This window comes from Modestobacter sp. I12A-02662 (assembly GCF_041028325.1).
Classification (GTDB): domain Bacteria; phylum Actinomycetota; class Actinomycetes; order Mycobacteriales; family Geodermatophilaceae; genus Modestobacter.
Genome location: NZ_JABGDE010000004.1, coordinates 296,797 through 317,077, shown reverse-complemented (window position 1 = coordinate 317,077; position 20,281 = coordinate 296,797). Strand labels below are relative to the sequence as shown.

Annotated in this window: 16 protein-coding genes and 1 pseudogene; all 17 read left to right on the top strand. The window is 73.8% G+C overall.

The annotated features are described in order from the left end of the window. The first annotated feature begins 16 nt into the window (after positions 1–16). The 17 genes and pseudogenes from HL189_RS06680 to HL189_RS06600 all read left to right on the top strand — a co-directional run bounded on the left by HL189_RS06680 (position 17) and on the right by HL189_RS06600 (position 20,239). The gene (locus tag HL189_RS06680) at positions 17–1,072 is read left to right on the top strand and encodes a nitrous oxide reductase family maturation protein NosD (protein WP_369132903.1); all 1,056 of its coding nucleotides are present in this window, start codon (positions 17–19) and stop codon (positions 1,070–1,072) included. 455 nt (positions 1,073–1,527) lie between these two features. Next, on the top strand, positions 1,528–1,890 hold the full coding sequence (locus HL189_RS06675) for an NADH-quinone oxidoreductase subunit A (RefSeq protein ID WP_369132902.1): 363 nt from the start codon (positions 1,528–1,530) through the stop codon (positions 1,888–1,890). A 9-nt stretch (positions 1,891–1,899) separates the two neighbouring features. Then, positions 1,900–2,352 (top strand): annotated as a pseudogene (locus HL189_RS06670) (NADH-quinone oxidoreductase subunit B family protein); the annotation flags it as partial. A gap of 209 nt (positions 2,353–2,561) precedes the next feature. Further along, on the top strand, positions 2,562–3,254 hold the full coding sequence (locus HL189_RS06665) for an NADH-quinone oxidoreductase subunit C (protein WP_222271636.1): 693 nt from the start codon (positions 2,562–2,564) through the stop codon (positions 3,252–3,254). Then, complete coding sequence (locus tag HL189_RS06660) at positions 3,251–4,576, top strand: NADH-quinone oxidoreductase subunit D (protein WP_369132901.1); 1,326 nt, start codon at positions 3,251–3,253, stop codon at positions 4,574–4,576. Before HL189_RS06665 ends, HL189_RS06660 begins: the two co-directional genes overlap by 4 nt. Then, positions 4,576–5,592 carry an NADH-quinone oxidoreductase subunit NuoE gene (gene nuoE, locus HL189_RS06655; protein WP_369132900.1) on the top strand — a complete coding sequence of 339 codons (1,017 nt, stop codon included), beginning with the start codon at positions 4,576–4,578 and terminating at the stop codon, positions 5,590–5,592. The genes HL189_RS06660 and nuoE overlap by 1 nt, the downstream gene beginning before the upstream one ends. A gap of 5 nt (positions 5,593–5,597) precedes the next feature. Further along, positions 5,598–6,926, top strand: coding sequence for an NADH-quinone oxidoreductase subunit NuoF (gene nuoF / locus HL189_RS06650; RefSeq protein WP_369132899.1), 1,329 nt, complete (start codon positions 5,598–5,600; stop codon positions 6,924–6,926). Beyond that, positions 6,923–9,388 carry an NADH-quinone oxidoreductase subunit G gene (locus HL189_RS06645; protein WP_369132898.1) on the top strand — a complete coding sequence of 822 codons (2,466 nt, stop codon included), beginning with the start codon at positions 6,923–6,925 and terminating at the stop codon, positions 9,386–9,388. Before nuoF ends, HL189_RS06645 begins: the two co-directional genes overlap by 4 nt. Beyond that, entirely contained in the window at positions 9,385–10,791 is a 1,407-nt protein-coding gene (gene nuoH / locus HL189_RS06640; RefSeq protein ID WP_369132897.1) for an NADH-quinone oxidoreductase subunit NuoH, read from the top strand. The genes HL189_RS06645 and nuoH overlap by 4 nt, the downstream gene beginning before the upstream one ends. Next, the gene (gene nuoI / locus HL189_RS06635) at positions 10,784–11,419 is read left to right on the top strand and encodes an NADH-quinone oxidoreductase subunit NuoI (RefSeq protein WP_369132896.1); all 636 of its coding nucleotides are present in this window, start codon (positions 10,784–10,786) and stop codon (positions 11,417–11,419) included. The genes nuoH and nuoI overlap by 8 nt, the downstream gene beginning before the upstream one ends. Beyond that, positions 11,416–12,264, top strand: a complete 849-nt coding sequence (locus HL189_RS06630; RefSeq protein ID WP_369132895.1) for an NADH-quinone oxidoreductase subunit J — start codon at positions 11,416–11,418, stop codon at positions 12,262–12,264. The genes nuoI and HL189_RS06630 overlap by 4 nt, the downstream gene beginning before the upstream one ends. A gap of 154 nt (positions 12,265–12,418) precedes the next feature. Continuing rightward, entirely contained in the window at positions 12,419–12,718 is a 300-nt protein-coding gene (gene nuoK / locus HL189_RS06625; protein ID WP_369132894.1) for an NADH-quinone oxidoreductase subunit NuoK, read from the top strand. 19 nt (positions 12,719–12,737) lie between these two features. Beyond that, positions 12,738–14,642 carry an NADH-quinone oxidoreductase subunit L gene (gene nuoL, locus HL189_RS06620; protein WP_369132893.1) on the top strand — a complete coding sequence of 635 codons (1,905 nt, stop codon included), beginning with the start codon at positions 12,738–12,740 and terminating at the stop codon, positions 14,640–14,642. A gap of 28 nt (positions 14,643–14,670) precedes the next feature. Continuing rightward, positions 14,671–16,302, top strand: a complete 1,632-nt coding sequence (locus HL189_RS06615) for an NADH-quinone oxidoreductase subunit M (protein WP_369132892.1) — start codon at positions 14,671–14,673, stop codon at positions 16,300–16,302. Beyond that, on the top strand, positions 16,302–17,849 hold the full coding sequence (gene nuoN, locus HL189_RS06610) for an NADH-quinone oxidoreductase subunit NuoN (protein ID WP_369132891.1): 1,548 nt from the start codon (positions 16,302–16,304) through the stop codon (positions 17,847–17,849). Before HL189_RS06615 ends, nuoN begins: the two co-directional genes overlap by 1 nt. Before the next feature lie 49 nt (positions 17,850–17,898). Beyond that, complete coding sequence (locus HL189_RS06605; protein ID WP_369132890.1) at positions 17,899–18,972, top strand: polyprenyl synthetase family protein; 1,074 nt, start codon at positions 17,899–17,901, stop codon at positions 18,970–18,972. 52 nt (positions 18,973–19,024) lie between these two features. Then, the gene (locus HL189_RS06600) at positions 19,025–20,239 is read left to right on the top strand and encodes a sorbosone dehydrogenase family protein (RefSeq protein ID WP_369132889.1); all 1,215 of its coding nucleotides are present in this window, start codon (positions 19,025–19,027) and stop codon (positions 20,237–20,239) included. Positions 20,240–20,281: the final 42 nt, after the last annotated feature.

Genomic DNA, 20,281 nt, shown 5'->3' with positions numbered 1-20,281 from the left:
CCACCACCGTGGTCCGGTGCGCATCCGGCTCGGCGTGCCGGTGGTCCTCGGGCTCGCCCTGCTCGCCGCCTGCTCCGCGGGGGGCGGGGGTGGCCGGGCCGAGCCCCCGGCGGCAGCGCCGTCCGCGACTGCGCCGGCCGCCGTCCCGCCTCCTCCGCCCGCGCCGGTGAGCTGCGAGGGGAGCCCGGCGGTCGAGGTCGCCGACGCGGCCGGGCTGCAGCGGGCGCTCGACGAGGCGGTGCCCGGTCAGCTGATCCGGCTGGCCGACGGCCGGTACGAGGGCCACTTCACCGCCTCGGCGGTGGCCAGTCCCGAGGCGCCGATCCGGCTGTGCGGGAACCGGGGCGCGGTGCTCGACGGCGGGGACGTGGACAGCGGCTACACGCTGCACCTGAGCGGCGCCGCCTCCTGGCAGGTCCAAGGCTTCACCGTGACCGGCGGGCAGAAGGGCGTGATGGTCGACGGCGGCGTCGGCAACCGCATCGAGGGGCTGCTGGTGACCTCCATGGGCGACGAGGCCGTCCACCTGCGCCGCACCAGCACGGACAACGTGGTGAGCGGCAACACCATCCGGGACACCGGACTCCGCAAGCCGAGGTACGGCGAGGGCGTGTACGTCGGGACCGCGGAGAGCAACTGGTGCCAGGTCAGCGACTGCCGGCCCGACCGCAGCGACCGCAACGTCGTGGAGGGCAACGACATCGCCGGGACGACGGCCGAGGCGGTCGACGTCAAGGAGGGCACCTCGGACGGGGTCGTGCGGGGCAACACCTTCGACGGCGCCGCGATGGTGGAGGCCGACTCGTTCGTGGACGTCAAGGGCAACGACTGGACGGTGGAGGACAACGCCGGCACGACCGCGCCGGAGGACGCCTTCCAGGTGCACGAGGTGGTCGACGGCTGGGGCCGGGGCACGGTGTTCCGCGCCAACTCCGCCAGCGGCGTCCCCGGTCTGCTGGTCAACGTGGCCGGCCCGCGGGAGGTGCGCGAGGCCACGACCGTCGCCTGCGACAACTCGGCGACCGGTGCCGCGGGCGGGCTGAGCAACGTGGACTGCCGGCGCGTCCGCTGACCGCCCGGGGCAGGGGCCGGCGGCGTTGCGCCGTCGGCGGACGGCGGAGGGACCCGTTCCGCCGCAGGGCCCGCAGGAGCAGGGTCGGGGCATGACGTTCCCCCCGCCCCCCGGGCCCCCGCCGCCCTCGCCGTCCCCGTCACCGATCGACCCGATCCCGCCGCCGGACCCCGCGCCGGTGCCGCAGCCCAGCCCCACCGATCCCACCGCGCCGCCGCCGGGCCCCGACCCCGGACCCCTCACCTGACCTCGACGAACGGCCTGTCAGGACCCCTGGTGTGAACTCGATCACCGGGGGTCCTGGCTTTCCGGTATGCGTGGGCATAGGCTTCGGTCAACCGACTTTGTGAAGTTGTTCACAAGCATCACCTGCCGGCCCGCCGGCGCGGAGTGGAGGTCCCTGCAGTGCTCGGCACGACGAGTCGCGCCCCGGGTCGTCGGGAGGGGTGCTGCTGATGCTCGCCACCTACGTCCCGCTGATCGGGCTGTTCGTCCTCGCCGCCGGGTTCGCGGTGTTCTCGGTGACGGTGGCGCCGTTCGTCGGACCGCGCCGTTACAACCGCGCGAAGCTCGAGGCCTACGAGTGCGGCATCGACCCGGTGGACCAGCCGCTGACCGGCGGTCGTTTCCCCGTCAAGTACTACGTCACCGCGATGCTGTTCATCGTCTTCGACATCGAGATCGTCTTCCTCTACCCCTGGGCGGTCGCGAACGACGCCCTCGGGGTCTTCGGCCTGGTCGAGATGGCCGTCTTCATCGGCACCGTCTTCATCGCCTACGCCTACGTGTGGCGTCGCGGTGGCCTCGAGTGGGAGTGAGGCACTGACATGGGACTCGAGGAGAAGCTGCCGAGCGGCGTCCTGCTGACGTCGGTCGAGAAGCTGGTCAACTGGACCCGCAAGTCCTCGCTGTGGCCGGCGACCTTCGGCCTGGCCTGCTGCGCCATCGAGATGATGGCCTCCGGCGCCGGCCGTTACGACCTGGCCCGGTTCGGCATGGAGGTCTTCCGCGCCTCGCCCCGGCAGGCCGACCTGATGATCGTCGCCGGCCGGGTGAGCCAGAAGATGGCGCCGGTGCTGCGGCAGATCTACGACCAGATGCCCGAGCCGCGCTGGGTGCTCGCGATGGGGGTCTGCGCCAGCTCCGGCGGCATGTTCAACAACTACGCGATCGTGCAGGGCGTCGACCACATCGTGCCGGTGGACATGTACCTGCCTGGGTGCCCGCCGCGCCCGGAGATGCTGACCGACGCGATCCTCAAGCTGCACCACAAGATCCAGCACGAGCCGCTCGGCCCCAAGCGCGCCCGGGAGCTCGCCGCGGCGCGGGCCGCGGGGACGGCTCCCGACCTGCACGTCGAGATGCCCTCCACGGTGCGCGCGGACAAGGAGAAGCGGCGCGCCTACGAGGAGGCCGCCGCGGCCGGCCGCACCGGCCAGTTCGCGATCGAGCAGCGCGGTGGGTTCGTGATCGAGCCGGAGCGCACCCGATGACCACCCCGGCCGACGGCTTCCGGCGCGGCGCCTTCGGCGTCAGCGGCAGCGGCGACACCTCCGGCTTCGGCGGCCTGGTCCGCGTCGAGCCCGGCGGGGCCGTCGCGCTGCACTCCACCGAGCGGCCCTACGGCGGCTGGTTCGACGAGGTCACCGACGCGCTCATCGACGCGGTGGGGGAGGCCACCTACGCGGCGGCCGTCCAGCGGGTGCTCGTCGACCGCGGCGAGATCACCTACTTCGTCGTCCGCGAGCACCTGCTCACCCTGGTGCAGGCACTGCGGGACGACGAGGCGCTCCGTTTCGAGCTGCTGTCCAGCCTCTCCGGCGTCGACTACCTGGACAGCGGCGGCCCCGCGGTCGCCCCGGGCCGGCCGCGGCTGCACGTCGTCTACCACCTGACGTCGATGACCTACCGCCGGCGCATCCGGCTGGAGGTCGCGGTGACCGCCGAGGACCCGCACGTCCCCTCGGTCACCCGCGTCTACCCGACGGCGGACTGGCACGAGCGGGAGACCTGGGACATGTTCGGCGTCGTCTTCGACGGCCACCCGGCGCTGACCCGGGTCCTCATGCCCGACGACTGGGAGGGCCACCCGCAGCGCAAGGACTACCCGCTGGGCGGCGTCCCGGTCGAGTACAAGGGCGCGACCGTCCCACCGCCGGACGAGCGGAGGAGCTACCGATGACCACCTTGCAGGACCCCTACGCCGCCGGCTCCCGGGAGACCACCGAGGGGCGGGTCTACACCGTCACCGGCGGCGACTGGGACCAGACCTTCGGCGCGGACCCGCACGAGGACGAGCGGCTCGTCGTGAACATGGGCCCGCAGCACCCCTCGACCCACGGGGTCCTGCGGCTGGTGCTCGACCTCGAGGGCGAGACGGTCACCAAGGCGCGGGTGGTCATCGGCTACCTGCACACCGGCATCGAGAAGACCACCGAGTACCGCACCTGGACCCAGGGCACGACGCTGGTCACGCGGATGGACTACCTGGCGCCGCTGTTCAACGAGACCGCCTACTGCCTGGCCGTGGAGAAGCTGCTGGGCATCGAGGCGCCGCCGCGGGCCCAGACCATCCGGGTCCTGGTCATGGAGATCAACCGGATCGCCTCCCACCTCGTGGGGCTGGCGACCGGCGGCATGGAGCTGGGCGCGCTGACCGCCATGACCAACGGCTTCCGCGAGCGGGAGCTGGCGCTCGACCTGCTGGAGGAGATCACCGGGCTGCGGATGAACCACGCCTACGTGCGGCCCGGCGGCGTCGCGCAGGACCTCCCGGACGGCGCGGTGGAGCGCATCCGCGAGTTCCTCGCGGTGATGCCGGAGCGGGTGGCCGGCTTCCACCGGCTGCTGACCGGCCAGCCGATCTGGCAGCGGCGGCTCAAGGACGTCGGCTACCTCGACGTCACCGGCTGCGTCGCGCTCGGCGTCACCGGCCCGGTGCTGCGGGCCGCCGGGCTGCCCTGGGACCTGCGCAAGGTGGAGCCCTACCTCGGCTACCAGACCTACGACTTCGAGGTGCCGACCGCGGACACCTGCGACGCCTGGGGCCGGTACCTGGTGCGCATGGCGGAGATCAACGAGTCGCTCAAGCTGATCGGTCAGGCCCTCGACCGGCTCGAGCCCGGCCCGGTGATGGTCGAGGACCGGAAGATCGCCTGGCCCGCGCAGCTGTCGCTCGGCGCCGACGGCCTCGGCCAGTCGATGGAGCACGTGCGGCACATCATGGGGCAGTCGATGGAGGCGCTGATCCACCACTTCAAGCTGGTGACCGAGGGCTTCCGCGTGCCGGCCGGCCAGGTGTACGTGCCGATCGAGTCCCCGCGCGGCGAGCTGGGCTACCACGTGGTCAGCGACGGCGGCACGCGCCCGTTCCGGGTGCACGTCCGCGACCCCAGCTTCACCAACCTGCAGGCGACGGCCGCGATGAGCGAGGGCGGCATGATCGCCGACGTCATCGCGGCGATCGCCTCCATCGACCCCGTCATGGGGGGAGTGGACCGCTGATGAGCGCCCTGCCGGGTTCGTACGAGGGGACGGCGGTCACCGGGCTCGACTCGAGCCCGGTCGAGGCCCGCCCCGAGGTGCTGGCCGAGCTCCCGCCGCTGACCGCGCAGACCGAGGCCGAGGCGCGGGAGATCATCGCCCGCTACCCGCAGCCGCGGTCGGCGCTGCTGCCGATGCTGCACCTGGTCCAGTCGGTGCAGGGCTACGTGTCCCCGGAGGGTGTGGGCTTCTGCGCGCGCATCCTCGGGCTGACCAAGGCCGAGGTGGGCGCGGTCGCCACCTTCTACACGATGTACAAGCGGCACCCGACCGGCCGGCACCTGGTCAGCGTCTGCACCAACACGCTGTGCTCCTTCCTCGGCGGGAAGCGCATCTACGAGGCGCTGTCCGCCGACCTCGGCGTCGGCCACGACCAGACCGCGGCCGACGGCTCGGTCACCCTCGAGCACGCCGAGTGCCTGGCCGCCTGCGACTACGCGCCCGTGGTCACCGTCGACTACGAGTTCTACGACCAGCAGGACGTCGAGTCCGCCCGGGCCCTGGTCGCCGCCCTCCGGCGGGGCGAGAAGCCGCTGCCCACCCGCGGCGCCCCGCTCACCGACTTCCGCGGGATCTCCCGGCAGCTCGCCGGCTTCTCGCAGCACCCGGACGTCGCGGCCGAGCGCGCGGCGATCGACGCGCCCTCGGCGGGCGCGCCGACGCTGGTGGGGGTCGTGCTGGCCGCCGAGCGCGGGGAGACCGCGCCGCCCATGCAAGAAGGACCCCGTCCCCCCCACCCTTCGCAAGCTCAGGGCGGGCCCCTGGACGGGGCGGCGAAGACCCCGGAGGTCCGCGCCGCCGACACCGCCGTCGCGTCGGCGGACACCCCGGCCGAGCGGGCCGGCGCCGCACAGCACCACCCGGACACCCCCGAGCCCGCCGGCCGGCAGCCCGCCGAGCGGGGCGCCGAGGGCACCGACACGCCCCCGACCGGCACCGGCGCCGGTCAGCAGAGCTCCGTCGAGAGGGAGGTCTGAACGCCATGCCGCTCACCCCCGTGCTCACCCAGCGCTTCGGCCTCGAGCGCTCGTGGAGCCTGGAGACCTACGAGGCGACCGACGGCTACCGCGCGCTGCGGCAGGCCCTGACGATGGCCCCCGACGAGCTGGTCGCACTGGTCAAGGACTCCGGGCTGCGCGGCCGCGGCGGAGCCGGCTTCCCGACCGGCATGAAGTGGAGCTTCATCCCGCAGCCCAAGCCGGGGGAGACGCCCACCGGGCCGGCCGCGGCCCCCAAGTACCTCGTGGTCAACGCCGACGAGGGGGAGCCGGGCACCTGCAAGGACCTCCCGCTGATGACGACCGACCCGCACGCCCTGGTGGAGGGGGTGGTCATCACCGCCTACGCGATCCGGTCGCACTACGCCGTCATCTACGTCCGCGGCGAGGCGGTGCACGCCCACCGCCGGCTGATGGCCGCGGTGCAGGAGGCCTACGCCGCCGGGTACCTGGGCCGCGACGTCCTCGGCTCCGGCTACGACCTGGACCTGGTCGTGCACGCCGGCGCCGGGGCCTACATCTGCGGTGAGGAGACCGCGCTGCTGGAGTCGCTGGAGGGCTTCCGGGGCCAGCCGCGGCTCAAGCCGCCGTTCCCGGCGGTCGCCGGCCTCTACAGCTCGCCGACCGTGATCAACAACGTCGAGACGCTGATGACCGTGCCGTACGTGGTGCGCGGCGGGGCGGACTGGCTGAAGCTCTTCGGCCCGGAGCGCTCGCCCGGCCCGAAGGTCTACTCGCTGTCCGGCCGGGTGGTCCGGCCGGGGCAGTACGAGGCCCCGATGGGGACGACGATGCGCGAGCTGCTGGAGATGGCCGGCGGCGTCCGCCCGGGCCACCAGCTGAAGTTCTGGACGCCGGGCGGCTCCTCGACCCCCTACTTCACCGCCGAGCACCTCGACGTCCCGCTCGACTTCGACTCGGTGGCCGCCGCCGGCTCGATGCTCGGCACCACCGCGCTGATGGTGTTCGACGACACCGACTCGATCGTCGAGGCCACCCTGCGGTTCACCGAGTTCTACGCGCACGAGAGCTGCGGCAAGTGCACCCCGTGCCGGGAGGGCACGTTCTGGCTGGCCCAGGTCCTGCAGCGGCTGCTGGACGGCGCGGGCACGGCCGGTGACCTCGACCTGCTCACCGACATCGCCGACAACATCCTGGGCCGGTCCTTCTGCCCGCTCGGGGACGGCGCCACCAGCTGCATCGCCAGCTCGATGAAGTACTTCCGCGACGACTACGTCGCCCTGCTGCCCCCGGACGAGCAGGCGCGGCTGGGCCGCTCGCTCCGGATCGAGCCCGTGGGAGTGGCCTCGTGACGTTGACCCCCGCCGTCCCCGAGCCGGCTCCGGCGCTGCCGCCGGGCGCCCCCGGCCCGCACACGCCGCCGGACGCCGTGCACTGCACCATCGACGGCTTCCCCGTCGCCGTGCCCAGGGGCACGCTGATCATCCGGGCCGCCGAGCAGATCGGCGTGCAGATCCCGCGGTTCTGCGACCACCCGCTGCTCGACCCGATCGGCGCCTGCCGCCAGTGCATCGTCGAGGTCGAGGGGCAGCGCAAGCCGGTCGCCTCCTGCACCACCCCGGTCGCCCCGGACATGGTGGTCCGCACGCAGCTGACCAGCCCGGTCGCCGACAAGGCGCAGCAGGGCACGATGGAGATGCTGCTGATCAACCACCCGCTGGACTGCCCGGTCTGCGACAAGGGCGGCGAGTGCCCGCTGCAGAACCAGGCGATGAGCAACGGCCGCGCCGAGTCCCGGTTCGTCGACGTCAAGCGCACCTACCCCAAGCCGCTGCCGATCTCGTCGCAGGTCCTGCTCGACCGGGAGCGCTGCGTGCTGTGCGCCCGCTGCACCCGGTTCAGCCAGCAGGTGGCCGGCGACCCGTTCATCGAGCTGTTCGAGCGCGGGGCGCTGGAGCAGGTCGCGATCTACGAGGACGAGCCGTTCTCCTCCTACTTCTCCGGGAACACCACCCAGATCTGCCCGGTCGGCGCGCTGACCAGCGCGACCTACCGGTTCCGGGCCCGCCCGTTCGACCTGCGCAGCGAGCCCAGCGTGTGCGAGCACTGCGCCAGCGGCTGCGCGCAGCGCACCGACTACCGCCGTGGCGTCGTGACCCGCCGGCTGGCCGGGGAGGACCCCGCGGTCAACGAGGAGTGGAACTGCGACAAGGGCCGGTACGCGTTCCGGTACGCCACGTCGAACGAGCGGCTCATGACGCCGCTGGTGCGCCGGGACGGCGAGCTCCGGCCGGCCTCCTGGCCGGAGGCGTGGACGGCGGCCGCCGAGGGGCTGGCCGCGGCCCGCGCGGCGGGAGGCGTGGGGGTGCTGCCCGGCGGCCGGCTCACCGTCGAGGACGCGTACGCCTACGCCAAGTTCGCCCGGGTGGTGCTGGGCACCAACGACGTCGACGCGCGGGCGCGGGCGCACTCCGCCGAGGAGTCGGCGTTCCTCGCCGCGCACGTGGCCGGCACCGCCCCGGGTGCGGGCGCGCTGAGCTACGAGGAGCTGACCTCCGCCCCGGTGGTCCTGCTCGTCGGGTTCGAGCCGGAGGAGGAGTCGCCGATCGTCTTCCTGCGGCTGCGCCGCGCGGTCCGCACGAAGGGCATGCGGGTCTTCGACGTCGCGCCGTTCACCACCCGGGCGGCGGAGAAGCTGCAGGCCACCGTGCTCAGCACCGTCCCCGGCGACGAGGCGCGCTCGCTGACGGCGCTGGCCGCGGGCACCTGGGGTGGCCCCGCCGTCGAGGCGGTCCGCGAACCGGGGGCCGTGGTCCTCGTCGGCGAGCGGCTGGCCGAGGTGCCCGGCGGCCTCTCCGCGGTCGTCGCACTGGCCCGGGCCACCGGTGCCCGGATCGGCTGGGTGCCGCGGCGGGCCGGCGAGCGCGGGGCGGTGGAGGTCGGAGCGCTGCCGGGCCTGCTGCCCGGCGGGCGCCCGGTGACCGACGCCGCGGCCCGCGCCCAGGTGGCCGAGCGCTGGGGCGCGCCGGTGCCCGCCACCCCGGGCCGGGACACCACCGGCATCCTCACCGCCGCGCGGGACGGCGTCCTCGGCGGGCTGCTGGTCGGCGGCGTCGACCCCGCGGACCTGCCCGACCCGGCCCTCGCTGCCGCGGCGCTGGCCGCGGCCGGCTTCGTGGTCAGCCTCGAGCTCTTCCCCTCGGCGGTCACCGCGCACGCCGACGTCGTCCTGCCGGTGGCCGCCGCGCCCGAGAAGGCGGGCGCGTACCTGGACTGGGAGGGCCGGGTGCGGGCCTTCGACGCCACCCTGCACGGCAGCGGGCAGCTGAGCGACGCCCGGGTCCTGCAGGGACTGGCCGCCGCCCTGGGGGTCGAGCTCGGCCTGCCCACGGTGACCGCCGCGCGCGGCGAGCTGATGGCCCTCGGCGGTGCCACGTCGGCGCCGCCGTCCACCGGGCTCGACGTCGCGCCGCGGCCGGCCCCGCCGGTCGGCCGGGACCAGGCAGTGCTCGCCACCTGGCGGCAGCTGATCGACGACGGCACCCTGCAGCGCGAGGAGCCGGCGCTGGCCGGCACCGCGCGGCCGCCCGCCGCCCGGCTGGGCAAGGACGACGCCCGCCGGCTGGGACTGGCCGACGGCGACCTGCTCACCGTCACCGGCCCCGCGGGCTCGGTGACCCTCCCGGTGCTGGTGACCGAGATGCCCGAGCAGGTGGTCTGGCTGCCCATGCGCTCCCCGGGCAGCCACGTGCGTACGGCCCTGGGCGCCGGCCCGGGCTCCGTCGTGACCCTCAGCGCAGGAGGTGCGGCATGAGCCCGCTGGCCGCCGCGGACTCGCCGACGCTGGCCGACTTCGGCTCCGACCCGTGGTGGATCGTGCTCATCAAGGTCGTCGGCGTCTTCGTCGTGCTGGTCCTGATGACGCTGTTCGCCATCGTCTTCGAGCGCAAGGTCGTCGCCCGCATGCAGCAGCGGATCGGCCCCAACCGGGTCGGCCCCCGCGGCAGCCTGCAGAGCCTCGCCGACGGGCTGAAGCTGGCGTTCAAGGAGGACATCATGCCGGCGCTCGCCGACCGGCCGGTGTACTTCCTGGCCCCGGTGATCTCGACGATCCCGGCGTTCCTCGCCTTCTCCGTCATCCCGCTCGGGCCGACGGTCAGCATCTTCGGCGAGCGCACCCCGCTGCAGCTCACCGACGCCCCGATCGGGGTGCTCATCGTGCTCGCCTGCTCGGCGATGGGCGTCTACGGCATCGTGCTGGGCGGCTGGGCGTCGGGCTCCACCTATCCGCTGCTCGGCGGGTTGCGCAGCGCCGCGCAGATGGTCAGCTACGAGATCGCGATGGGGCTGTCGATCGTCGCGGTGTTCCTCTACGCCGGCACGATGTCCACCTCGGAGATCGTCGCCGCCCAGGCCGACGGGGTGCCGCTGTTCGGTGGCGCGGTCACCGGACCGAGCTGGTTCGCCGTCCTGCTGCCGGTCTCCTTCGTCATCTACGTGATCGCGGTCGTCGGCGAGACCAACCGGGCGCCCTTCGACCTCCCCGAGGCCGAGAGCGAGCTGGTCGGCGGGTTCCACACCGAGTACTCGTCGCTGAAGTTCGCCCTGTTCTTCCTGGCCGAGTACATCAACATGGTCACCGTCTCGGCGCTGGCCGCCACCCTCTTCCTCGGCGGCTGGCGGGCACCGTGGCCGCTGTCGGCGTGGGACGGCGCCAACTCCGGCTGGTGGCCGATGCTGTGGTTCTTCGGCAAGGTCATCGCCGCGCTGTTCGTCTTCATCTGGCTGCGCGGCACCCTGCCCCGGCTCCGCTACGACCAGTTCATGCGGTTCGGCTGGAAGGTGCTGGTCCCCACCGCGCTGGTCTGGATCCTCGCCGTCGCCACCATGCGCACCGTGGCCCGGGAGAGCGGGGCCGACGTCGGCGAGGTCGCCGTCTTCGTCGGTGTGCCGCTGGCCGTGCTGGTGGTCGCCGGGCTGCTCATCGCCTCGCGGGCCAGCAACCGCGACACCCGGCTGGCGGCCCGTGCGGCCGCGGCGGGGTCCACCACGCCCACCGTTCCGGAGGTGCTGCCCCCGGCCGGGACGCAGCGGCCGGCCGCCGGCGGGTTCCCGGTCCCGCCGATGGACCTCGTCGTCCCGCCTTCCCCGCGGCTGGGCCGCCGGGAGCCGGTCGGCGCCGGCGCCCCGTCACCGCAGGAGGACGCGGATGTCTGAGAACACCCCGGCCCGCCGCGAGCCCGGCGCGCTCGCCCGCCGGTCGGGCGACGCGCCGGCCGCACCGGCCAAGCGCATCAGCCGGCTCCCCGGGCCCGCGCAGGGCTTCGGCGTCACCTTCGCCACGATGTTCAAGAAGGTGACGACGGAGGAGTACCCCTACGACCCCAAGGTGACCAAGCCCCGCTACCACGGGCGGCACGTGCTCAACCGGCACCCGGACGGGCTGGAGAAGTGCGTGGGCTGCGAGCTGTGCGCCTGGGCGTGCCCGGCCGACGCCATCTACGTCGAGGGCGGGGACAACACCGAGGACGCCCGCTTCAGCCCCGGTGAGCGCTACGGCCGCGTCTACCAGATCAACTACCTGCGCTGCATCTTCTGCGGGCTGTGCATCGAGGCCTGCCCGACCCGATCGCTGACCATGAGCAACGACTTCGAGCTGGCCGACGACGACCGGCAGAGCCTGATCTTCACCAAGGAGCAGCTCATGGCGCCGCTGCTCCCCGGCATGGAGGCGCCGCCGCACCCGATGCGGCTCGGCGACGACGAGCAGGACTACTACGTGCGCCCGCCCGGGCAGGCGGAGACCGGCGCCGCCGATGCCCCGGTGGCCGGAGCGCAGGCGTGACGCCGCTGGCCGCGGCGGCCGAGGGGGTGCAGATCGGCACCGGCGAGGCCGTCGCGTTCTGGATCCTGGGGCCGATCGCGCTGGCCGGCGCGCTGGGCATGGTGCTGTCCCGGAACGCCGTGCACTCGGCGCTCTGGCTGGTCAACACGATGCTCGCGCTGGGCGTGTTCTACGTCGTCCAGGGGGCGCCGTTCCTGGGCGCGGTGCAGATCATCGTCTACACCGGCGCCATCATGATCCTCTTCCTGTTCGTCCTCATGCTGGTCGGGCGCGAGTCCTCCGACTCGGTGGTGGAGACGCTGCGCGGGCAGCGGGTGGCGGCGATCGTGCTGGGCTTCGGGTTCGCCGGGCTGGTCGGTGCCGGGGTCGCCCGGGCGGCCGAGGGTGCCGTCGTCCGCGGTCTGGGTGAGGACGCCGGCGGCGAGGGCAACATCCACGCGATCGCCGAGCTGCTGTTCACCCGCTACCTGCTGGCCTTCGAGGTCACCAGCGCGCTGCTCATCACCGCCGCCGTCGGCGCGATGGTGCTGGCGCACGTCGAGCGCGAGCCCGGTGAGCGCCGCACGCAGAAGGAACTCTCCCGGGCGCGGTTCCTGGACGGCGACCACCCGCAGACCCTGCCCGGGCCCGGCGTGTACGCGCGGGGCAACTCGATCGCCCTGCCCGGCCGGCTGCCCGACGGCGCCCCGTCGCGGCTCAGCCTCGCCACCGGGGTGGAGCCGCAGCAGGTCGAGGAGCTGCCGCCGACCGGCTCGCTCGGCATCGAGCGCGAGGGGCTGGCCCACGCCGGCGGGACGGACGCGGCGCTGGGCACGGCGGCCCGCGGAGAGGACGCGCCCCGATGAGCCTCGCGAAGACGACGGGCGAGCGAGCATCGCAGCTCGGCCGGAGCCGGCAGGGAGTGAGCATCGCAGCGAGCGCCAGCGAGCGAGGAGCGGAGGGACCGCGGAGGCGACGGATGTCCTCGAGCGAGGAGCGGAACGAGCCCGGAGTGGAGCAATGAGCCTCGCGAACTACCTGGTGCTGGCCGCGGTGCTGTTCACCATCGGCGCGATCGGGGTGCTGGTCCGGCGCAACGCGATCGTCGTGTTCATGTGCGTGGAGCTGATGCTCAACTCGGTGAACCTCACCCTGGTCACCTTCGCGCGGGCCAGCGGCACCCTCGACGGCCAGGTGATCGCCTTCTTCGTCATGGTGGTCGCCGCCGCCGAGGTCGTCGTCGGGCTGGCGATCATCATGTCGGTCTACCGCACCCGCCGGTCCGCCTCCGTCGACGACGTCAACCTGCTGAAGTACTGAGAGACGGGGACCCCGCCGGATGGAGACCGTGCCCGCCACCGGGCTGCTCAGCGCCTCGTGGCTGCTCATCGCCCTGCCGCTCGCCGGCGCCGCCGTCCTGCTCCTGGGCGGCCGGCGCACCGACCGGTGGGGCCACCTGCTGGCCACCGCGACCGTCCTCGCCGCGTTCGTGCTCGGCCTGCTGTGCACCGTGCAGCTGGCCGGCCTGGAGGGGCGTTCGGCCGGCGTGGAGCTGTACACCTTCATCTCCACCGGCAGCCTCGACGTGCGGGCCGGGCTGCTGCTCGACCCGCTGTCGGCGGTGTTCGTGCTGCTCATCACCGGGGTCGGTGGCCTGATCCACGTGTACTCGATCGGCTACATGGCGCACGATCCCGGCCGGCGCCGCTTCTTCGCCTACCTCAACCTGTTCGTCGCGGCGATGCTGCTGCTCGTCCTCGGCGACAGCTTCGTGGCCCTCTACGTCGGCTGGGAGGGCGTCGGCCTGGCGTCCTACCTGCTGATCGCGTTCTGGTACACCCGCCCGGCCGCCGCCACGGCGGCCAAGAAGGCGTTCCTGATGAACCGGGTCGGGGACGTCGGCCTCGCCCTCGCCATCTTCGTGATGTTCGCCCAGCTCGGGACGACGAGCTACGCGGGCGTGCTCGGCTCGGTCGGGCTGCTCGCCGGCGGCACCGCGACCGCGCTGGGCCTGCTGCTGCTGCTCGGGGCCTGCGGCAAGTCCGGGCAGTTCCCGCTGCAGGCGTGGCTGCCCGACGCGATGGAGGGCCCGACCCCGGTCTCCGCGCTGATCCACGCGGCGACCATGGTCACCGCGGGCGTCTACCTCATCGCGCGCAGCGCGCCCATCTACGACGCCACCCCGACCGCCCGGAACGTGGTGCTGGTGGTCGGCGCGCTGACCCTGCTGATCGGGGCGATCGCCGGCTGCGCGCAGGACGACATCAAGAAGGTCCTCGCGTACTCGACGGTCAGCCAGATCGGCTACATGTTCCTGGCCGTCGGGCTCGGGCCGGTCGGCTACGCCGCGGGCATCGCGCACCTGCTCACCCACGGGTTCTTCAAGGCCGGGCTGTTCCTCGGGGCCGGGTCGGTGATGCACGCGATGGGCGACCGGACCGACATCCGCCGGTTCGGCGGGCTGGCCCGGCGCCTCCCGGTCACGTTCGTCACCTTCGGCCTGGGCTACCTCGCGCTGATCGGCTTCCCGTTCCTGTCCGGCTACTGGACCAAGGACGCCATCATCGAGGCCGCCCTCGACCGGGGCGGGTGGTCGGGCTGGCTGCTCGGCGCGGTCGCCGTCGTGGGCGCGGGGCTGACGGCCTTCTACATGACCCGGCTGGTGCTGATGACCTTCTTCGGCCGGCCCCGCTGGGAGGACGACGTCCACCCGCACGAGGCCCCGGCGGTGATGACCGCGCCGATGGTGCTGCTGGCTGTCGGGTCGGTGGCCGCCGGGTTCCTGCTGGTGCAGGTGTTCCCGCTGGACGCCTGGCTCGAGCCGGTGTTCGGCGAGCCGGCGGAGGCCGCGCACGTCGTCGCGCCGGCCGTCGTCGGGGTGGTGGTGACCGCCGTGATGGCGCTCGGGGTGCTGGCGGCCTGGCTGGTCGTCGGCCGCCGCGAGGTGCCGACGACGGCGCCCGCCCGGGTCTCCCCGGTGGTGACCGCCGCCCGCCGGGCGTTGTACGCCGACGCGGTGAACGAGGCGCTGGTCATGCGGCCGGGTGTGTGGCTGACCCGGGCGCTGGTCTTCCTGGACAACCGCGGGGTCGACGGACTGGTGAACGGCACGGCGGCGGCGCTGGGCGGCTCGTCGTCCCGGCTGGGCCGGGCGCAGAACGGCTTCGTGCGCAGCTACGCGCTCGGCATCCTCGGCGGCGCGGTGCTGGTCGCCGGGGCGCTGGTGGCCGGGACGACGGCATGACCCACACGACCCGACCGGAGGGGAGCCGATGAGCGACGTCCCGTGGCTGCTGGCGATGATCGTGGTCCCGGCGGTGGGGGCCGGCGTCGTCGCGGCGCTGCCGGCCGCGAAGGCGGGCCTCGCCCGGCTGCTGGCCCTCGCGGTCAGCCTCGTCGTCCTGGTGCTCGCCGTGCTCGCCGCGCTGGCCTTCGACCCGGGCGGCCCGCGCTTCCAGCTGACCAGCTCGGCACCCTGGATCCCCGACTTCGGTGTCGAGTTCGCCCTCGGCGTCGACGGCATCGCCCTGGTCATGCTGCTGCTGGTCGGGGTGCTGGTGCCGGTCGTCGTGGGGGCGTCCTGGCACGAGACGTCCACCGGCAAGCGCTCGATGCGGACGTTCTGGGCCTGGCTGCTGGCCCTCGAGTCCACGATGGTCGGGGTCTTCGCCGCCACCGACGTCTTCCTCTTCTACGTGTTCTTCGAGGCGATGCTGGTCCCGATGTACTTCCTCATCGGCGGCTTCGGCGGGCCGAACCGGCAGTACGCGGCCATCAAGTTCTTCCTCTACAGCCTGCTCGGCGGGCTGGTCATGCTCGCCGCGGTCATCGGGCTGTACGTGGTGAGCAACTCGCAGCTGGGGGAGGGCACCTTCGCCTTCGACGCGCTGCGCCAGCTCGACATCGACCCGGGCGTGCAGAAGCTGCTGTTCGCCGGGTTCGCGGTCGCCTTCGCGATCAAGGCGCCGCTGGTGCCGTTCCACACCTGGCTGCCCGACGCCGGTGCCGAGGCCCCGATCGGCGGGGCGGTGCTGCTGGTCGGCGTCCTGGACAAGGTGGGCACGTTCGGCTTCCTGCGCTACTGCCTGCCGCTGTTCCCCGACGCCTCCCGTGAGCTCGCCCCGTGGGTGCTCACCCTCGCGGTCATCGGCATCCTGTACGCCGCGCTGCTCGCGGTCGGGCAGACCGACCTCAAGCGGCTGGTCTCCTACACCTCGATCGCCCACTTCGGCTTCATCGCGCTGGGCATCTTCGCGTTCAGCACCGAGGCAGCCACCGGCGCGGTGCTGTACATGGTCAACCACGGCATCGCGACCGGCCTGCTGTTCGTGGTGGTCGGCATGCTGATCGCCCGCGGCGGCTCCCGGCGGATCGCCGACTACGGCGGCGTCGCCTCCCGGGCGCCGCTGCTGGCCGGCGTGTTCCTCCTGGCCGGCCTGGCGTCGCTCGCGCTGCCCGGCACCAACAGCTTCGTCAGCGAGTTCCTGGTGCTGATCGGCTCGTTCCCGAACCGGCCGGTCTTCACCGTCGTCGCGACGGTGGGCATCGTCCTGGCCGCGCTCTACGTGCTGCTGGTCTACCAACGCACCATGCACGGGCCGTTCCGCGGCGTGCTCGTGGCGGCGGAGGACGAGCCACCACCCCCGAGCGCGCCCGCACCGGACGGGGGCGGCGCGACCGCCGTGCTCACCGCCCCCGCGCCCCGCCGGACGGCGCCCGTCCGTGACCTCTCCCGGCGGGAGCTGGCCGTCGTCACGCCGCTGGTCGCGCTGGTCCTGCTGCTCGGCTTCTTCCCGCAGCCGCTCATCGCGCTGGTGGAGCCGGCGGTGCAGGCCACGATGAGCGACGCGGGCGTCGACCCGGCCGGCACCAGCCCCGCCGTGGGCGAGGGAGGAACCGACTGATGCCCCCGATCGAGGCACCCGACCTCTCCTTCGCGGCGCTCGCCCCGCTGCTGCTCGTCCTCGGCGCCGCCTGCGTCGGCGTGCTGGTGGAGGCGTTCGCCCCGCGCGCCGTCCGGCACCCGGTCCAGGTGGGGATCGCGCTGGCCGGAATGGTCGGCGGCTTCGTCGCCACCCTGCTGCTGGCCGGCACCGACGAGACCACCACGGCCGGTGGGGCGCTGGCCGTGGACGGCGTGGCGTTGTTCCTGCAGGCGACGATCACCGCGCTCGGCGCCCTGTCGGTGCTGCTGTTCGCCGAGCGGTCGCTGGACCCGGCCCGGTCGGCGTTCGTCGCCTCCGCCGCCGTGCCCGCCGGCAGCACCCGGGACCGGGAGCTGGCCGTCTCCGAGCGGGTGCAGACCGAGGTCTACCCGCTGGTCACCTTCGCCGTCGGCGGCATGATGCTGTTCACCAGCGCCAACGACCTGCTGGTGATGTTCGTCGCGCTCGAGGTGCTCAGCCTGCCGCTGTACCTGCTCTGCGGGATGGCCCGCCGCCGCCGGCTGCTCTCCCAGGAGGCCGCGGTGAAGTACTTCCTGCTCGGGGCCTTCGCCTCCGCCTTCTTCCTCTACGGCCTGGCGCTGGTCTACGGCGCGACCGGCAGCGTCCGGCTCGCGGTGATCCGCGAGCAGGCGGCCGGTGCGGGCACCGACCTGCTGCTGGTCCTCGGACTGGCGCTGCTCGTCGTCGGGCTCATGTTCAAGGCCAGCGTCGCGCCCTTCCACGTCTGGACGCCGGACGTCTACCAGGGCGCGCCTACCCCGGTCACCGCCTTCATGGCCGCGGCCACCAAGGTCGCCGCGTTCGGGGCCGTGCTGCGGCTGCTCTACGTGGCCTTCGGCACCGCGGAGGAGGTCTGGCGGCCCCTGGTCTACGCCCTGGCGATCGTCTCCATGGTCGTCGGCGCGGTGCTCGGCCTCACCCAGACCGACCTCAAGCGGCTGCTCGCCTACTCCTCCATCGCGCACGCCGGCTTCCTGCTCACCGGCGTCATCGGGCTGAGCGGGGACGGCGAGGCCCCCGGCCTCGCCGCGACGATGTTCTACCTGCTCACCTACGGGCTCACCACCGTCGGCGCGTTCGCCCTGCTCACCCTCGTCCGGGACGGCTCCGGGGAGGCCACCCACCTGTCCCGGTGGGCCGGCCTGGCGCAGCGCTCGCCGCTGACCGCGGCGCTGATGACCCTGTTCCTGCTCGCTCTCGCCGGGATCCCGCTCACCAGCGGCTTCACCGGCAAGTTCGCCGTCTTCCGGGCCGCGATCGAGACCGGGGCGTGGCCGCTGGCCGTCATCGCGCTCGTCGCCAGCGCGGTCGCGGCCTTCTACTACCTGCGCGTCGTCGTGCTCATGTACTTCGCCGACCCGGCGCCCGACGGTCCCACGATCGGCGTGCCCGGCTCCCCGACCACGGCGGTGCTGGCGGTGACCGCGGCCGCCACCCTGGTGCTGGGCATCGTGCCGGGGTCGGTGCTGGACCTGGCGAGGTCCGCTGCGGTGCTGGTCGGATGAGGGAACCGCTCTCGGGGACACCAGGAACGGGCTGTATCTTCCTCGGTTGATGACCGGAGCCGGCACCACCAGCCCTCGGGGCGGGAACGACACGCAGGTGGACGCCCAGTCGTGGCACCGGCCCTCGACCCCTGCCTCGACGATCGGGCCCTGGCTGCCCGAGGGGGCGCTGGGGGAGTCGATGTCCGCGGGGCTGGCCCGGGTCGAGGCCGCGCTCACCGCGGCCGCCGCCAGCGAGCACGCCTTCGTCAGCGAGACCGCCGGGCACCTGATGGCCGCCGGGGGCAAGCGGTTCCGGCCGATGCTCGCGCTGCTGGCCGCGCAGCTCGGCGACCCCGACGCCCCCGAGGTGGTGCGGGCCGCCGTCGTCTGCGAGCTCACCCACCTCGCGACGCTCTACCACGACGACGTGATGGACGAGGCCTCCGTGCGCCGCGGCGCCCCCAGCGCCAACAGCCGCTGGGGCAACAGCGTGGCGATCCTCACCGGCGACTTCCTCTTCGCCCGGGCCTCGGACCTGCTGGCCGACCTCGGCCCGGAGGCGGTCCGGGTGCAGGCCCGGACCTTCGAGCGGCTGGTCACCGGCCAGCTGCGGGAGACGGTCGGCGCCCAGCCGGGGGAGGACCCGGTCGACCACTACCTCGGGGTCCTCGCCGACAAGACCGGCTCCCTGGTGGCCACCTCGGCGCGCTTCGGCGCCTCGTTCGCCGGTGCCGCCCCCGAGCTGGTGTCCGCCCTCACCGCGTTCGGTGAGGAGGTGGGGGTCGCCTTCCAGCTGTCCGACGACCTGCTGGACATCCTCAGCGAGGAGGGGGCCTCCGGGAAGTCCCCCGGCACCGACCTGCGCGAGGGGATCGCCACCCTGCCGGTGCTCTTCGCGCTGGCCGACGACGACCCGGCCGAGGCCCGGCTCCGGGAGCTGGTCGCCGGCCCGGTCGTGGACGAGGCCGAGCACGCCGAGGCGCTGGCCCTGCTGCGCGGCTCGGCGTACCTCGAGCGCGCCACCGACGTGCTGGCCGAGTACGCCGAGCGCGCCCGGGCCCGGCTGGTCGACGTCCCGGCGGGGCCGGTGCGCGAGGCGCTCTCCGCGCTGTGCTCCTACGTGGTGACGCGCACCAGTTAGAGAAGGGACCCCCATGCCCCCCACCGGTCGAACGCTCCTGGCGGGACCCTGCGTGGGGGCCGTGCTGCTGCTGCTCGGGTGCGGGGTCGGGAACGGCGACCCGGCCGCGGCGTCCGCACCGACCAGCCCGGGGTCCCTGTCCCCGGCGCCGTCCGACCCGACGCCGGCCGGGCCGTCCACCGCGGCGTCGACCGTGGTGCCCGCCCTGCGGGTGGAGGTGCTCGCCGACGGCCTCGACCACCCCTGGGACGTCGCGCAGGCCCCGGACGGCACCCTGCTGCTCGACGAGCGGTCCGGCGGCCTGACCGCGGTGCGGCCGGACGGGACCGTGCAGGAGGTGGACGCCGACTTCAGCGACCTGTTCGCCCGCGGGGAGACCGGGCTCATGGGCCTGGTGCTGGACCCGTCGTTCGCCGCGGACCGGCGGTTCTACACCTGCGCGGGCATCCAGGAAGGCGGCGGCGCCGAGGTGCAGGTGACCGCCTGGACCGTGGACGAGCAGTGGCGCACCGCCACCCGGGTCGCCGATCCGCTGCTCGGCGGCATCCCGGTCAACGAGAGCAGCGGCCGGCACGGTGGCTGCCGGCTGCGTTTCGACGCCACCGGCGCCCTGCTCGTCGGCACCGGCGACAACGCCGTCGGCACCCACCCGCAGGACCGCGCCACCCTGGCCGGCAAGGTGCTGCGGATCGACCCGGCCACCGGCGGGCCCGCGCCGGGCAACCCGTTCGCCGCCGACCCCGACCCGCGGACCCGCCTGCTGCTCAGCTACGGGCACCGCAACGTGCAGGGGCTGGCCGTGGAGCCGGGCACCGACCGGGTCTTCATCGCCGAGCAGGGCACCCGGCGGGACGACGAGATCAGCCCGTCGGTGCCCGGTGGCGACTACGGCTACGACCCGGACGGCCCGGGCGGCAGCTACGACGAGAGCGTGCCGATGACCGACCTCACCCGGCCCGGCGTCGTCCCCCCGGTGTGGGCGTCCGGCGCCCCGACGATCGCCACCTGCGGCATCACCTTCCTCGAAGGCACGGCCTGGGGTGCCTACGAGGGGCTGCTGCTGGCCGGCGTGCTGAAGGACACCGGGGTGCTCGCGCTGCGGCTGGACGGCGCCGGCGCGCTGGTCGAGCAGTTGCGGCTGCCCGAGCTGGAGGGCACGTACGGCCGGATCCGCACGCCGCAGGCGGGGACGGACGGCGTCCTCTACGTCACCACCGACAACGGGAACGACACCGACCAGCTGCTGCGGGTCACCCCGGCGAGCTGAGCCGCCGGGTCTCCCACCACAGGCAGGGTGCGGCCTGCTGCC